This window comes from Acinetobacter sp. V2 (genome assembly GCF_001188385.1).
GTDB lineage: Bacteria > Pseudomonadota > Gammaproteobacteria > Pseudomonadales > Moraxellaceae > Acinetobacter > Acinetobacter oleivorans.
The window spans coordinates 34028-48780 of the sequence record NZ_JZFB01000001.1; the positions used below are offsets into that span (position 1 = coordinate 34028).

At 38.2% G+C, this 14753-nt stretch carries 17 protein-coding genes and 1 pseudogene; 7 read left to right on the plus strand and 11 right to left on the minus strand.

Annotation, left to right across the window (positions count from 1 at the left end):
• Positions 1-370: pseudogene (locus UC75_RS19365) on the minus strand (haloacid dehalogenase-like hydrolase); the annotation flags it as partial.
• A gap of 74 nt (positions 371-444) precedes the next feature.
• A complete protein-coding gene (locus UC75_RS00155) occupies positions 445-1446 on the minus strand; it encodes a phosphotransferase enzyme family protein (RefSeq protein WP_049836283.1) in 1002 nt (333 codons plus the stop codon).
• A gap of 180 nt (positions 1447-1626) precedes the next feature.
• On the opposite strand from UC75_RS00155, the gene eat reads away from it, so the two are divergent.
• Positions 1627-3042, plus strand: a complete 1416-nt coding sequence (eat, locus tag UC75_RS00160) for an ethanolamine permease (RefSeq protein WP_049836284.1) — start codon at positions 1627-1629, stop codon at positions 3040-3042.
• A gap of 87 nt (positions 3043-3129) precedes the next feature.
• Here the strand turns inward: eat and UC75_RS00165 are convergent, their stop codons facing one another.
• Positions 3130-3597, minus strand: a complete 468-nt coding sequence (locus tag UC75_RS00165) for an Lrp/AsnC family transcriptional regulator (RefSeq protein WP_005070150.1) — start codon at positions 3595-3597, stop codon at positions 3130-3132.
• Between the two features lie 118 nt (positions 3598-3715).
• On the opposite strand from UC75_RS00165, the gene UC75_RS00170 reads away from it, so the two are divergent.
• The 4 genes from UC75_RS00170 to UC75_RS00185 all read left to right on the plus strand — a co-directional run bounded on the left by UC75_RS00170 (position 3716) and on the right by UC75_RS00185 (position 7110).
• Positions 3716-4576: an EamA family transporter gene (locus UC75_RS00170; RefSeq protein ID WP_049836285.1), complete on the plus strand. Its 861-nt coding sequence runs from the start codon at positions 3716-3718 to the stop codon at positions 4574-4576.
• A 200-nt stretch (positions 4577-4776) separates the two neighbouring features.
• The gene (locus tag UC75_RS00175) at positions 4777-5409 is read left to right on the plus strand and encodes a hypothetical protein (protein WP_049836286.1); all 633 of its coding nucleotides are present in this window, start codon (positions 4777-4779) and stop codon (positions 5407-5409) included.
• A gap of 33 nt (positions 5410-5442) precedes the next feature.
• Positions 5443-6507 (plus strand): catalase family peroxidase, encoded by a 1065-nt coding sequence (locus UC75_RS00180; protein ID WP_049836287.1) that lies wholly within the window; start codon positions 5443-5445, stop codon positions 6505-6507.
• Between the two features lie 12 nt (positions 6508-6519).
• Positions 6520-7110, plus strand: a complete 591-nt coding sequence (locus tag UC75_RS00185) for a cytochrome b (RefSeq protein ID WP_049836288.1) — start codon at positions 6520-6522, stop codon at positions 7108-7110.
• A 102-nt stretch (positions 7111-7212) separates the two neighbouring features.
• On the opposite strand, the gene UC75_RS00190 is transcribed toward UC75_RS00185, so the two are convergent.
• The 6 genes from UC75_RS00190 to UC75_RS00215 form a co-directional block, all read right to left on the minus strand.
• Complete coding sequence (locus UC75_RS00190; protein WP_049836289.1) at positions 7213-7932, minus strand: aspartate/glutamate racemase family protein; 720 nt, start codon at positions 7930-7932, stop codon at positions 7213-7215.
• Between the two features lies 1 nt (position 7933).
• Complete coding sequence (locus UC75_RS00195; RefSeq protein ID WP_049836290.1) at positions 7934-8956, minus strand: D-cysteine desulfhydrase; 1023 nt, start codon at positions 8954-8956, stop codon at positions 7934-7936.
• Positions 8957-8973: 17 nt separating this feature from the next.
• A complete protein-coding gene (locus UC75_RS00200) occupies positions 8974-9765 on the minus strand; it encodes an ABC transporter ATP-binding protein (RefSeq protein ID WP_049836291.1) in 792 nt (263 codons plus the stop codon).
• Positions 9765-10544 carry an ABC transporter permease gene (locus UC75_RS00205; protein WP_049836292.1) on the minus strand — a complete coding sequence of 260 codons (780 nt, stop codon included), beginning with the start codon at positions 10542-10544 and terminating at the stop codon, positions 9765-9767. Before UC75_RS00205 ends, UC75_RS00200 begins: the two co-directional genes overlap by 1 nt.
• 9 nt (positions 10545-10553) lie before the next feature.
• A complete protein-coding gene (locus UC75_RS00210) occupies positions 10554-11633 on the minus strand; it encodes an ABC transporter substrate-binding protein (protein ID WP_049836293.1) in 1080 nt (359 codons plus the stop codon).
• A gap of 335 nt (positions 11634-11968) precedes the next feature.
• On the minus strand, positions 11969-12406 hold the full coding sequence (locus UC75_RS00215) for a DUF2147 domain-containing protein (protein WP_049837319.1): 438 nt from the start codon (positions 12404-12406) through the stop codon (positions 11969-11971).
• Between the two features lie 330 nt (positions 12407-12736).
• On the opposite strand from UC75_RS00215, the gene UC75_RS00220 reads away from it, so the two are divergent.
• A complete protein-coding gene (locus tag UC75_RS00220; RefSeq protein ID WP_049836294.1) occupies positions 12737-12991 on the plus strand; it encodes a transporter suffix domain-containing protein in 255 nt (84 codons plus the stop codon).
• A gap of 230 nt (positions 12992-13221) precedes the next feature.
• Positions 13222-13692, plus strand: a complete 471-nt coding sequence (locus UC75_RS00225) for a spore coat U domain-containing protein (RefSeq protein ID WP_049836295.1) — start codon at positions 13222-13224, stop codon at positions 13690-13692.
• 145 nt (positions 13693-13837) lie between these two features.
• Here UC75_RS00225 and UC75_RS00230 read toward each other — a convergent pair whose 3' ends face one another.
• The gene (locus tag UC75_RS00230) at positions 13838-14419 is read right to left on the minus strand and encodes a GNAT family N-acetyltransferase (RefSeq protein ID WP_049836296.1); all 582 of its coding nucleotides are present in this window, start codon (positions 14417-14419) and stop codon (positions 13838-13840) included.
• 49 nt (positions 14420-14468) lie between these two features.
• Positions 14469-14753, minus strand: a 285-nt coding sequence (locus UC75_RS19370; protein ID WP_228136964.1) for an isocitrate lyase/phosphoenolpyruvate mutase family protein, incomplete at its 5' end; no start/stop codon positions are given.

The following is a 14753-nucleotide window of genomic DNA, read 5'->3' on the forward strand; positions in this document are numbered from 1 at the left end:
TACGAATAATCTGATTAAGCTGATCTGGCGTAACATTAAAGGCTAAGTGTTCAAGCTGATAAATTAAAGTTGCTTCTTCGATGTCTAAAAATACCGAGGTATTATCAAAGTCAGTGACAATATACGTGCGTTTGTCAGGATTGTAGTTAGGGCTATCTTTTCCATAAGTAGCAATTAATTGATTAAGTTGGTCAAAGTTAAAAGCATCCCATTGACCTTTTTGAATATATTCCTTTTTGGGAATAGCGACTGCGGGAGATGTACTTTGTAGAGGGTTATAGTTACATGCGCTTAGAGCAATCATACTTGCCAGACTACTGGTGAGTAATAGAGCTTTTGCAACTTTGCTCAGTTGATGGGTAGCTTGCATAAACCCTTCCTTTAAATTCTATAAAATTTAAAAACTAAAAATTGAAAATGAAGAAAAGCGATCTAAATCACTTTTCAAATTCCGACAGGCATTTGTCCGTTTAGATATTTTTTACAGAGACGCACAGTTTCATTGGACCATTGATCTCCAAGACTTTGAGCCATTTCTGTTTGTGCGTGAGAACCATTCCAAGCCATCATTTGAATGCGGCGTTGCATGATAAAAGTCGGGATCATTTCATATTCTTCAGACTGAATATGACCTACGCGCTCGTAGCCTTTTAACCAGTAATCAACCCATTGAGGCGCATTTGCATAATGTTCATTGAAGCTAATCGCAGCGGCGAGATCATGCATAAACCAGCTCATGCCGCAGTCATCAAAATCGATCACGCCGATACGTTCTTGTTGTAGTAATAGATTAGTTAAACGCAAATCAGCATGAATCAGGCCATAGCGTTCTTGGGTTTTGCCAAAGAAATTTAAATCTTTCGAAATCTGTGCAATGGCTTCTTCAATTACGCCGTGATCTTGTGGTCTTAGATGAGGTGCATTTTTCCAGTTTCCCCAGTGTCCATCTGCACCAACCATGGTTTCATGATTCCACACAATCCGTTGAAAGTTTTCAGGCGCTTGCCATGTCTTACTATGTATGTGCAACTTTGCGGTAATTTGTCCTAATTGTTCAAATGCAGTGGGGTCAACTTCAACAGTCGGCATATCGCCCTCAACCCAGTTGAAAAGAACAGCATAACGATAAATATCATTCGATAGTTTCAAGGTAATGACGCGTTCACCCGATTGATCGGCAATCGCAACAGGCACTTGAATACCGCTGGCATTTAAAGCATCTAACCATTCAAGCTCACTTTGTATATCGAGTTTGCTGTGATAGTTGGGACGGTGAATTCGAAGTGCATATCGGGCAGATCCAGTCGAAACTTGATAGGTTGCATTTTCAGACTGACACAGTAGTTTGACCTGTCCTTGATAGTCTGATGGATATTGCTTAATTGCTTGTTCTGCCAGTATTTGTAATTGAACTTGGCTTAAAAATTCATTTTGTTCTACAGACATAACCCATCTCCTCAATTTAATTTTTAAACACGTTTCGTGTTGAGATGCCGTCGATCTTATAAAAGAAAAAATGAATCAACTTGACTTCAAGTGGTCGGGGAGATGTTTTGCTGTCAAGTTTTATGAATATCTTTTGCGCAACTATTGGTGGTGTAAATTTAGTCGATAAGGCATACGACAATGAAAGAATCTGAATTAAGCGTAGATGTTGGTGCTTTACAACAGGACGCAGAGTATTTTGCAAAACGTCAGTTGAAAAAGGGGGCAGTAGGTTGGTTACTTTTAGTGGGGCTGGGTGTCTCTTACGTCATTTCGGGTGACTTTGCAGGTTGGAATTTTGGGCTGGCACAAGGCGGCTGGGGAGGACTCTTTATTGCAACAGTCATCGTCGCGTTTATGTATCTTTGCATGAGCTTTGTAATGTCTGAGATGTCGACGATGTTGCCCACTGCTGGCGGTGGCTATAGTTTTGCCCGTGTTGCATTTGGTCCTTTTGGAGGATACCTCACAGGGACTGCGATTTTAATTGAGTATGCAATTGCACCTGCTGCCATTGCCGTATTCATCGGTTCATATTGCCAATCACTCTTTGGAGTTGGCGGCTGGGCTGTTTATTTAATTTGCTATTTAGTTTTTATGGGCATTCATCTCAAAGGTGCAGGTGAAGCGCTTAAAATCATGTTTGGAATAACCGCCGTTGCTTGTATTGCACTGGTCGTATTTATCGTGGCGATGCTTCCACATTTTGACAGCGCACGTTTGTTTGATATTCCAGTCAGCGCTAATGCAGGTGCGAGTAGCTTTTTACCATTTGGCTATATGGGAATATGGGCCGCAGTACCTTATGCCATCTGGTTTTTTCTTGCAGTTGAAGGTGTGCCACTGGCTGCCGAAGAAGCAAAAGATCCAGTACGTTCATTGCCACGCGGCTTGATTGGTTCAATGTTGATATTGGCGTCGTTTGCACTTTTAATCTTATTTTTGGGAGCAGGCGCTGCGGGTTCAAATGCTTTAAAAAATTCAGGAGCACCTTTAGTTGATGCACTCATTGCGGTATATGGTCAGCACACATGGTTGGCAAGCTTTGTTAACTTTGTCGGTCTTGCGGGTCTTGTCGCAAGTTTCTTCTCAATTATTTATGCCTATTCGCGCCAGATTTTTGCATTGTCACGTGCGGGATATTTACCAAAAAACTTATCGCTCACCAATGAAAATAAAGCGCCATATTGGGCCATTATCATTCCGGGCATTATTGGCTTCTTACTGTCTTTAACAGGTGAGGGTGACTTACTCATTTTAATGGCAGTATTCGGTGCAACAATCTCTTATGTGTTAATGATGCTCTCACATATTAAATTACGTTTGTCTCGCCCTGAATTACCACGCCCGTATAAAACGCCTGGAGGAATATGGACGTCTTGTATCGCTTTGATTCTTGCTGCTGTTGCTGTAGTGGCAGGGTTAATGGTGAATCCAAAAGTTTGGTTATTAGCCGCGCTGATTTATGTTGGATTTATACTCTATTACTTGTTATATAGCCGTCACCATTTGGTGAAAGGTACGCCTGAACAAGAGTTCGCCATGATTGATGACTGAGTTTGAGTACATTAAAAATAAAGAGGCTTCGGCCTCTTTTTAAGTTTTATAAAACGACTAAAACGTTTAAAACCAAAATAAAAAAGTTTAAATATTTAACTCAAAGTTTACTTTCACACGATCTAAAACAATTAAGGTTCGATATGTTTTTACATCTTCATTATCAGCAAAATGTTTTCTAACTAAACTTTCAAAATGAGATAAGTTATTGCTCAGCATGATAATGATAAATGAGACTCCTCCATTCACGAAGTAACACTGTTGAATCTCTTCAACAGAGGCAAAGTATTGCTTCGCTCTGTCCATCACTACAGAGCGGTCTTCGCTCAGGCGGACCTCAATGATAGAAGTAATTTTTTCACCAAATTTTAGCGGATTTAAGATAGCGCAATTTCTTAAAATAATTTCCTTTTCTTCCATACGAGTTATACGTCTTTGAACAGAAGCGGAGGATAGGCCAATTTTTTCGGAAATTTCTCGATGAGACGTCTTATTGTCTTTTTGCAGTATTCTTAAGATTGCATAGTCAAAATTATCCAAAGAAATATCTGACATGAGTAAATCTCTCATTAAATGTTAAATATAGAGTTATTTAATCGTTTTATTGAGCGAAATAGAAGAAATATATTGATTACATAGAATTAAAATTTCAATCATTCCCAGAGCGGTAAATATGATGATTGAGACAAACTCCAAGCAAGGCATGGCATTTGCAGCCGCATTTCTATCTTTAATTTCTGTGCAAATAGGAGCATCAATAGGAAAAGCCCTTTTTCCAATTCTTAGTGCAGAAGGAGTGACCTTAACTCGACTTGCTTTAGCAGCATGTTTCTTATGGATTGTTTATAAACCTTGGAGAGACTGGAACAGACAGACCAATTGGAAAAATCTCATTATTTATGGGGCAATCCTCACTTTAATGAATACCTTAATTTATAAAGCGTTCTCTTATATGTCTGTTGGGATCGCTATTTCCATCGAAGTGTTAGGACCGCTTACGGTTGCTATTTTAATGTCTAAAAATAAATTAGATTATTTTTGGGGAGCATTATCTCTTATTGGTTTGCTTTTTTTACCTATGGGCAATTCAAATAATAACTTTAGCTTTATTGGTATGGCGTATGCGCTTGTGGCTGCCGTGGGTTGGGGGCTATACGTTATTTATGGCTCTAAAGTTGCACAAGGTGGCGGAAGCTCTGTTGCAACAGGAATGTTTCTAGCGGCTTTGTTTGCAACGCCTTTAGGGGCTTCTCACATTATCCATATTTTTGATAGTTATACGATTCTTCTTACCTGTTTACTCATGGCGATGTTAGCGAGTGCGATTCCATTTATATTAGATATGGTCGCTATGAAAAAGTTGCATCCACGCGTTTTTGGAATATTAGTGAGCGCATCACCAGCGGTGAGTGCTTTGGCTGGATGGCTAATTTTAGATGAACGATTAAATCATTTTCAGATCATTGGAATAACAATTATTATGGCATCGTGTGCAGGATGTTCTTATTTTTCCTATAAACGTAATACTGCATAAGACCATTCATTTATGATGAATTAGATTTAAAAACTGGATGAGTCATTTGAGGGGGAGAGAAATAATAAATAGAGCCCCCTTAAAAAGGCTACCTCTGTACAAAAAGAATATAAAAACAGCAAGTATCACTTACTGAAGTGCAATTTTAATCTGATTGATATTTATACAATATAATTACAAGATCACAAGGATATGAACTGATGAAATTTCTAAAATTTCTAGCTTTTAGCACGATTCTTACGTTATCCGCGCATAGTTATGCGACAGTGGGTGGTGGACAAAAAATTGAAGTATTGGGTTATCAGCAAAAAGAGAAGAAACTTTATGTATTAAGACATTACGAAGATGGTCGAGGACGCCTACCACAACTATATTATTATCTATTAAATAGTAAATCGCCTGACAAACTTATTGAAGTTAAATCGCTCTATATCAATCCAAAAACACATAAGATTGATTATGATCAAGATAGTACCGCGTTTGATAAGGCTCTCAATAAAATTAAAAAAAATTTAACCCCTTTGATCGTAAGTAATAGTAAGACTGTAAAAATTCAGACCTTAAAAACGCATCAGAAACAAGTAACATCTTGGTTTGATCCTTCAGGAAAGATCACGCAATATAAAACAGAATATGTTGTAAAATCGCCGTCTTTACAAAGTAAGACGCACATTGCGGTTCATTACACCAAAGCAATAAAAATTTCCCAAAATTATAGTGTGCCTAAACAAAATAAGAGGTTGGTTGTCGTTAAATATCTGGGGGTTCCAGAAGAAACTGGTTACGATATTGAAGATCCTGTTTTACTACTACCTAATCAAAATCTTCTTTAGGGATGCAGCCATACAATTTACACAGGATTAATAATGAATAATTTGAATTTTAAAACTCTAAAGAAGTATTGGTTGCCATTCGTAGGTATTGCTTTAATCGCGGGCTCTTTAGTATTGGCATTTGCTTGGGTCGCTGGTCTATTTGGACATCGAACCACAAGCAAAACATTTTTGGGCGAATCACTAAGTAAATTTGATCCCGGATATCGACGTGCACACGGTAAGGGTATTTGTTTTGATGGCACTTACCACAGTAATGGTGCGGCGGCGGAACTCTCTAAAGCGACTGTATTTGCCAAGTCTGATATACCAGCAATTGGCCGATTTTCTATTGGAAGTGGTAACCCGCATGCGGCAGATAATTCTACAGCAACAGTGAGTATGGCTTTATTGCTTTCCGCAGCTGATCATTCACAATGGCGCATGAAATTAAACAACTTTCCCTATTTCCCTACGCGAAATGCTGAGGGCTTTTTGGCACAGCAAAAAGCATTTAAACCAGTTCCATCTACTGGCAAACCTGATCCAGCCCTTGTTGAGGCTTTCTTAAAAGAATATCCCGAAGCGCGTAAGTCTATTGAACAAAAGGCAAAGATGCCATTAACCGGTAGTTTTAGTGGCGCAGAGTTTTATGTGGTAAATGCTTTTATATTGCGGGCTGCCAATGGACAAGAACAGCCAGTGCGTTGGTCTATGCGTCCTCATTCAAAATTTATTAGTCTGACCAAAGAACAACGTGATCAAGCTGGCCATGATTTCTTATTTAAAGACATCAAAAAACGTTTGGCTGAAGGGCCGCTCTATTGGGATTTAGTTTTGCAACTTGCCGAGCCGGGAGACCCGGTGAATGACCCATCTCAGCCTTGGCCAAAAGAACGTAAAGAAGTTATAGCGGGAACATTGGAAGTCAAAAATGTGACTGAACAGGTAAATGGCGTTTGCCGTGATATTAACTTTGACCCAACCTTGGTTCCACCCGGAATTGAATTATCAGATGATCCGGTACTCGCAGCACGAGCAGGTATCTATGCGCAGTCTTACAATGCTCGCTTACGTGAAATTGGATTTGGCAAAGCAACGGATGCCGTGGGTAAATAGGAGAGATCAGCCATGCAAAACAAATCTAACGATAATACTCCACGTCATTTTAATTTGACTGCTCGAATACTACATTGGGCTATGGCGGTAGCAATTTTGGCTATGCTATTTATTGGTGTTGGAATGACAACCTCAATCACTTGGCGTCCGTGGTTAATCGATATTCACCGTCCTTTAGGAATCGCAATCTTATTGTTGGTCATCGTAAGATTAATAAATCGACTCTATTTTCCAATTCCACCTTTGCCACCGACTGTACCGCGCTGGCAGGCGTTTATTGCCCATGCATCACATTGGCTACTTTATCTTTTGATGTTTAGTTTGCCATTGCTCGGATGGGCAACGCTTTCGGCAGGTAATTGGCCTGTAACGTTATTTCCGGGTTGGGACCTTCCACCTATCGCTCCAACCAACTCTACGCTCTACGCATGGTTTCGCACTTTACACGGAATTTTGGCTTGGCTGTTATTTGCTGTCGTTATTGGTCATCTGTCTGCTGCATTATTACATGCATGGGTTTATCGAGATGGCGTATTCTCAAGTATGGCTTTGGGTTCTTCTACTGAGTCAAATAGAGATAATGAAAAGAAGAGTGTGGATTGAGAGAGTTATTCGACTTTAGAGTTTGAAACACTCACTCAGAACATATAGACAGTGCATTAGGTAGATTAGAACCTAAAGCACTGTTGGAACATTATTTTAGAGTTATATATTTCGATAAAACCAATGTACACAAGCATCTGCCAAAATTTGTGTGGTATCAAAGCTCACATCTAAAATTGGAGACTGGATTGCATGTAACCCAATTGGAATTTCTGTACAAGCTAAAATAATTGAACCCGCACCTTGATCTAGGAGCCTTTGGCTTAACTCTTGAAAAACTGCACCCGCTTTTGCCGATTCATTACGTTTTACAGCATAAACAGCGGGCATAAATTCCTGTTCAATTTCTTGATCCGAATTAATGACAAAAGGAATGTCATGCTTGCTTAACTCAAGTTGATACAACTGAGTAGAAAGGGCACCTTTGGTTGCCAATATTCCGACTTTATCACCAGATTCATAATTCTTTAAAATCTGTTGCACCGTAATTTCAACCATATTTAAGATTTCAATAGGGGTATGTTGTTGTAAATCAGAATGCCAGAAGTGTGCGGTATTACATGGAATGGCGATTTTAGAGACACCGCTACGTTCTAAAATTTTTAGTCCATGTAACATGGCATTTAAAGGACTTTCACCTAGGTTTTTAAGTGCAAGTTGTCGGTCAGGAATACCGCCGTGATTCCAAGCAATTGTTGGAATATGTTCCTGATCTTTAGTGGCAGGGCTTGCATCGAGCAGACGCTGTTGAAAATCAACAGCAGCGCCCGGTCCCATACCACCCAAAATTCCAAGGGTGGGAAGTTGTGAAAATTCTGTCATCTTACAAACGGTATGCATCTTTGTTAGAGAAGGTTTTACGATAACCGAATAAGCCTACGGCACCGCCTGTATGAAGGAAGATCACTTTGTCATCTTTAGTGAAATGACCCTGACGAATAAGGTCGACTAAACCCGCAAAACCTTTACCTGAGTAAACAGGGTCAAGCAAAATACCTTCAGTTCGAGCCAGGAGTTCAACAGCCTCAACCATGCTATCAGTTGGAATACCGTAGCCATCGCCAACATAGTCACTATTTGCAATCACTTTTTCACGAGCAATAAGATCTGCACTTAAACCCAAATGTTCTAAAGTTGCACGAGTAAGTTTATAAACATTTTCTTCTTGTTTGGATTTTTCAGCACGAACGCTAATACCGAGTACTGGTAAGTTTGAGTGAGTTGCCGCAATACCCGCTAAAAGGCCAGCTTGAGTACCCGTGCTACCTGTTGCATGTACAAGATGAGTCGGAGCGAGTTGAATCTGGTTAAGTTGGTTAATTAATTCAATTGCTGTTGAGACATAACCTAAAGCACCAATAGCGTTTGAGCCACCGCCCGGAATAATGTACGGACGCTCACCTTGTAGTTCTAATTCTTTTGCTTTGGCTTCTAAAGCCGCCACCATGTCTGTGCCACCCGGAACAACCTCAATTGATGTTGCGCCTAAAATCTCGTCGAGCAATAAGTTGCCATTATTGTAATATTCATCTGTACCATCACTAACGCGTTGTTCGAGTAAAACAGATGCCTTTAAACCAAATTTATTTGCTGCTGCAATCGTTTGGCGAACATGGTTAGATTGAGTTGCACCTTGAGTGAGTACATGTGTGGCACCTTTTGCAAGTGCATCACCAATTAAAAACTCTAATTTGCGGGTTTTATTACCGCCTGTAGCAAGACCCGTAGCGTCGTCTCGTTTGATGTAAATCTGGGGACCATTTAACGCTTTAGTTAAGTTAGGTAAAAACTCTAGAGGAGTAGGCGCATGAACCAGTTGAACGCGCGGCAAATGACTTAATAACATAATAATGTCCTAAAAATTTAATGTATGTAATCAATCATGCGGCTTACTTCTTTGCGCATAATTTCTAAAATATGTTTTTTGGTTTCAATAAACTCTTGCTGTGGCGCAATATTTTCAATGCTGCGCGCACGAGGTAAATTCACTTGAATATCTTCGGCAATGCGTCCGGGATGACCTGCCATTAAAATAATGCGATCTGCTAAAAGTAGAGATTCATCAATATCGTGAGTAACAAATAAAACGGTAGTTTTATTGTCTTGCCAAAGCTGAGTCAGTGTTTCCTGCATCAAAATACGTGTTTGAGCATCTAAAGCCCCAAAAGGCTCATCCATTAATAAAATCTTAGGCTTCATGACCCACGCACGGGCAAGGGCAACACGTTGCTTCATGCCACCTGAGATTTGCCAAATTCGATGATTTTCAAACTTCTTTAAACCCGTTTTTTCTAAATAATATTCAGTTTGCTCAGCAATATATTTAGCTTCAGCTTTTGATTGCTTAAGTGGAAATTGAATATTTTCTTTTACTGTGAGCCAAGGAAATAACTGAGCCTGTTGAAATACAACAGCTCGGTCAATGCCCGGTGCTGAGATGGTTTGACCATCTACATAAATCTCACCTAAAGTTGGTTTTTCAAAACCAGCAAGCAAGTTCAAAATAGTTGATTTACCACAGCCAGAAGGCCCGAGTAAGCAAACAAACTGACCTTCAGGAATTTTAAGATTAATATCTTCTAAGACCGTATTTTCCGTCTTGTTTTGTTTAAATATTTTTTGAACATTATTTAGCTCAATAAAGGGTTGAGTCATTATGCTTTTCCTGTCCAAGGGGCCCATTTTTGCTGTGCTTTCACAATGAGCCAATCTAAAATAAAGCCAATTGTTCCAAGTAAAATAATTCCGACAATCACCACATCTGTCCGCAAATAAGAACCGGCATTAATAATCATCCAGCCTAAACCAGAAGTTGCTGCAACCATTTCCGCTGCAATTAATGATGTCCAGCCAATACCAATAGATAGACGAATGGTGGTGAAAATTTCAGGAAGTGAAGAGGGTAAAATGACACGAAATAAGATTGCTGTTTTTCCTAAGCCCATCGTTTGTGCTGCTTGAATCAAACCATATGGAACGTTTTGGCTTGCTGCGGTTGCACCCACAATAACGCTCAGTAAAGTCGCAATAAAAATAAGGAAAAATTTAGACTCCTCACCAATCCCTAGCCACACAACGACCAATGGAATGAGGGCAATTTTGGGAATTGGACGTAAGAATTGTACAAATGGATCTAAAATGGCATTAATTATAGGACTACGGCCCATTAATAATCCCAAAGGCACACCAATAACGATTGCAACGAAGAATGCAAAGAAGGCGCGCGCCGTGCTGACTAAAATGTGTTGATAAAAAGGAGCATCTCGGTAACCGTTTTTAAATAAATCTAAAACTGTATCTAAAATCTGTAGAGGAGAGGGCAACAAAATTGGTGAGACAAGTTTAAATGTACACACAAGCTGCCAAATAATCATAAAAGTGATTAGCGATAATGTACTAATCACTTTTACTTTAAACGGGTTCAACTGAATCATTTGATAACCTTATTTTGTCGCTTCAATAAGGTATTTGCTGTCGATATTAGGCGCATAACTCTTTGGGACATCAGATTGTTTCAACTCGCCAATACTGACTAAAAATTTAGCAATATCTTGAGTTGCTTTAGCCAAGCCAGAGTTCTCATCGTTTGATGTTGCACCTAAATATTTTTCAGAGGCTTGATCTTTCAATGGAATATATTCGATACCAGCAAGTGTGGTTTCAACTTGATCATATGGAAGACTTAAATATTTAGAGATTTTTTCAGAAGCAGCTTTAGGATCACGTTTATATTCATCAACTTGATCTTGGTAAGCCTTCAAGAACTTAATTACAAGGTCAGGGTGTTTTTCTGCAAACTCTTTACGGACAGCAAAGTTGTTGTAAACCAAAATACCTTTTTCATTCAGCGTCGTTGTACGATAAATTTCTTTACCACCTTCTTTCTCTAGCTGTTGAGTAAATGGTCCCCAAACATAGGCTGCATCAATATCGCCACGTGTCCATGCAGAAACAATTTCAGCAGGCTTAAGTGGAATTAATTTGATTTTTGATTTATCAATTTTATTTAATGCAAGCGCCTGTTCTAAAGCATATTGCGCAGTGGAGTTGGCAGGGAAGGCAACTTTTTTACCAACCAGACCTTGCAGATTTTTAATATCAGGACGAATGATTAAACGTTCTGCACCAGAAATTAGACCTTCCAAACCAATGATTTCAATTGGTAATCCGCGAGTAATACCTGCAACAGCTGGGCTTGAGCCAAAACGAGCAATATCAATTTCATTTGCGGCGAAGTAATTAATTACATCTGCACCCGAAGCAAATTCAACCCACTTAATTTTTGTACCTAAAGCTTTTTCAAAATCCCCATCAGCTTTACCAAGAACCCAAACTCGTGGACCACCACCCCAAGCAAAACGTACTTCTTTAGGCAGTTCAGCAGCAGGCGCAGTTTGAGAAGCTTCTGCCTTAGTTTCATTATTTTGCTGTGAATTATTTCCACAACCCGTTAAAAGTGCAAAGCTGAGAACCCCTACTGATAAGACAGCGTTTTTTAAGTGAAAACGTGTTGCAAACAACATTATATTTCCAGTAATTTTCGAAATTTATTCGATCTTAGTGAAAATTTATGATTAATAAAAATATGAAAAAGTGGAATGGATATATGCAAAGATGAGTTTATATTTATCATTAAAAAAGAATTGTTTATCACTTAAAATTGGTAGTTATATTTTGAGTTGAAATCGATACATGAAAAAAATAAGAGCTCTTAAAAATTATTTATTTATAGGTTTAGTACATGATTAAAATTATTAATTAACTTAAGAATATTCAAAAAATTACATGGCTTTTGAGGTAAGTGATCACTTCAAAAAACCATGCAATTTATAAGTAGGGCTTTTAACGATTTAGGAGCTTATTTAATTCGATACCACGTTTGGTTTCGGCCAATTGCAGAGATACCAATGTAGCCACGCGCGGTAAGTTTTTCACCATCTGGTGATACGGTTACACTAAATTTATAAGTCTTATCTGACTGTGGGTCGAGGATAGATCCCTTGTCATATTTATTTTGACCAACACTTTTTAAATTTTTGACGATGGTTAGGCCAATCAAAGATTTGTTTTTGTAGGTACCTTCACACATCGTACATTTGTTGGCCTCATTTGGAACAAGTATTTTTTCGATGTTCGCAGACAGATTGCCATTTTTATCTTCGCTAAATCTTACCAGTGCTCTCGGTTGATTGGTTGCATCATCAATTGTTTTCCAAACACTGCCATGTAGTTTGTCCGAAGCAAATGAGTGAATCGAATAAAAGCTGAGTAAAAGTAAGAGTAAATATTTTTTCATATCAAGCATTTCTCAAATTAAAAATGGATGGTTTTAAAGGTCTGAATTATTCATTTTAAATTTAACTTCACAGTATTCTTAGTATTGAATCTATAAGCTAAACAATATGTAAAGTTATAATCTATTTATGTGGATATTATTTTGATCAATATATTTATGCAATTGCGAGAAAGGACAGAATTATTCATCTTTTAAAGATTACACATGAACTGACAGATTTAATGATTAAAAATATTTTAAATCTCCATGCTCTTTACACACTTCTTAAACGTTCTTTACACAAAGGAATGAATAATGGAATTTATGAATTTTTAAAGTGAAATACAGTTGATGCCAAAACCAAAATTGAATCTCAAAAAGAAAATTGGCTTAGTCGTGTTAGGATTTGTGGCCTTGTATTGGATCTCTTTTCCTATTATTCCTTTTTTAGATATTCCCTATAAAGCAGCAGTTATTACAGGGCTTATGATCGTAGGTGAGATTCTCTTTTTAATTGCAATTGCATTACTAGGTAAGGAATATTGGGGCAAGATTAAACAATGGTTTTCTAAAATATTTCGGAAAATGAAGTTAAAGGATAATTAGAATATTCTTAAGAGCAATAAAAATCTCAACTAATTTTAAAAATAGTTAGATTGCGTGTAGTACGTCACATATTTTAAAAATAACATTCAAATCATGCGTTTAGTATTTATTGACAGTATGCAATATTAAGTTTTATAACTAAAAGATCCTGAAGCTGTTTCTTTAACCAGAACAGAAAAAACACAATATAAAGATGAATAGACATTAGAACAAAAAGTTAAGGAGAAGAAATGAAAGTCCTTAAATACACTTTGTTTTCTCTGATGAGTATGCTGACAATAAATAGTGCAGATGCTGGAAATGCATCTACATCATTAAGAGTCAGTTTAACAATTATTGAAACGTGTGAAGTGTCTACACAAGGGAATTTAGATTTTGGTTCAGTGGTTCGTTCTCAGCCAGTTGCTGCTGCAAGAACGGATGTATCTGTGCAATGTAGTCAAAATACCCCATATCAATTGGCGGTAACTTCAGACAATAACTTTGAACTTAAATCTGCTGCAAGTACCGCATCTGTTGCATATGTACTGTATCAAGATGCTGGTCATACTCAAATTTGGGGAGGACCAGGAAGTAAAATATATTCAGGAATTGCGACAGGGATGAAAGAAAATATTCCTATTCATGGGGCAATTACATCAAGTACCAATGTTCAGGCCACAAAATATGAAGATTGGGTACGTGTGAACGTTATATATTAATAAAAGAAAAAATATTGTTGGGTAACTCAGCTTTATGGACTGGGAATGGCAAATTGAACATACTAAGTCGACTACCAGTAAACTTAAGTTTAATGGGGGAGTTTGCACGCCTATAATCGCCTTTAACTATTGCACGATAAGACTTTTAATAATTTAACTTTTTAATAAGATTCTCTTTTATGCTTGGCCACTCTTCATCAATGATGCTAAATCTGACAGAATTCCTTTTTCTTCCATCAGGCATAATTCTCTCATTTCTTACAACACCTTCCTTTTGAGCACCGAGTCTTAAAATCGCATTCTGTGATTTTTCATTGAGCACATCTGTTGTAAGCTGAACCCTCACACAATTTAATTCCTCAAAGGCATATTGAAGAAGCAAATATTTTGCTTCTGTATTTGCATATGTTCGCTGCCAAGATTTTGAGTACCAAGTACTTCCAATTTCTAACTTTAAATTTTTTCTGTCTATTTTCCAAAATCTCGTAGACCCAATGATTTTTCCTGTAGCGATATCTTCAACGGTAAAAGGTAGAACCGTGCCTGCTCGGTAACCTTCTAGTGCATGGTGAATATAGTCCTCTATTGTTTCTGCTGAAGGTACGACAGTGAAAGGGAGGTTCCATAGCTCTCCGTCTGAAGCAGCGGCGACTAAATCCCTTGAATCTTCAATTTTTAAAAGGCGTAACCGAATACGATCACTTGAAAGTATGATGTTTGGGGCCATAACAGAGGTCCTGTCTGAAAGTTACCAAATAAAGAGATTTATCCTAATCTTATTTAAATCGACTATTTAGATCACTACTTGAAACTGAAGTATTGAGTGAATGGAAGTGACCTGATTCGGCAATAGTACTCGCTGCTTTAATAAAACCATCCCAAGCTGTACGAGCTAACGCTCCACCCAAGCTAATACGCCTTACACCCAAATTCGCAAGTTCTGCTGCTGTTAAATCACTATCCCAGCCAATTAAAACGTTTACTGGTTTTGGTGCAACAGCATTAACGACAGCAATAATTTGTTCACGCGTTTTGATACCGGGTGCATATAGGCAGTCAGC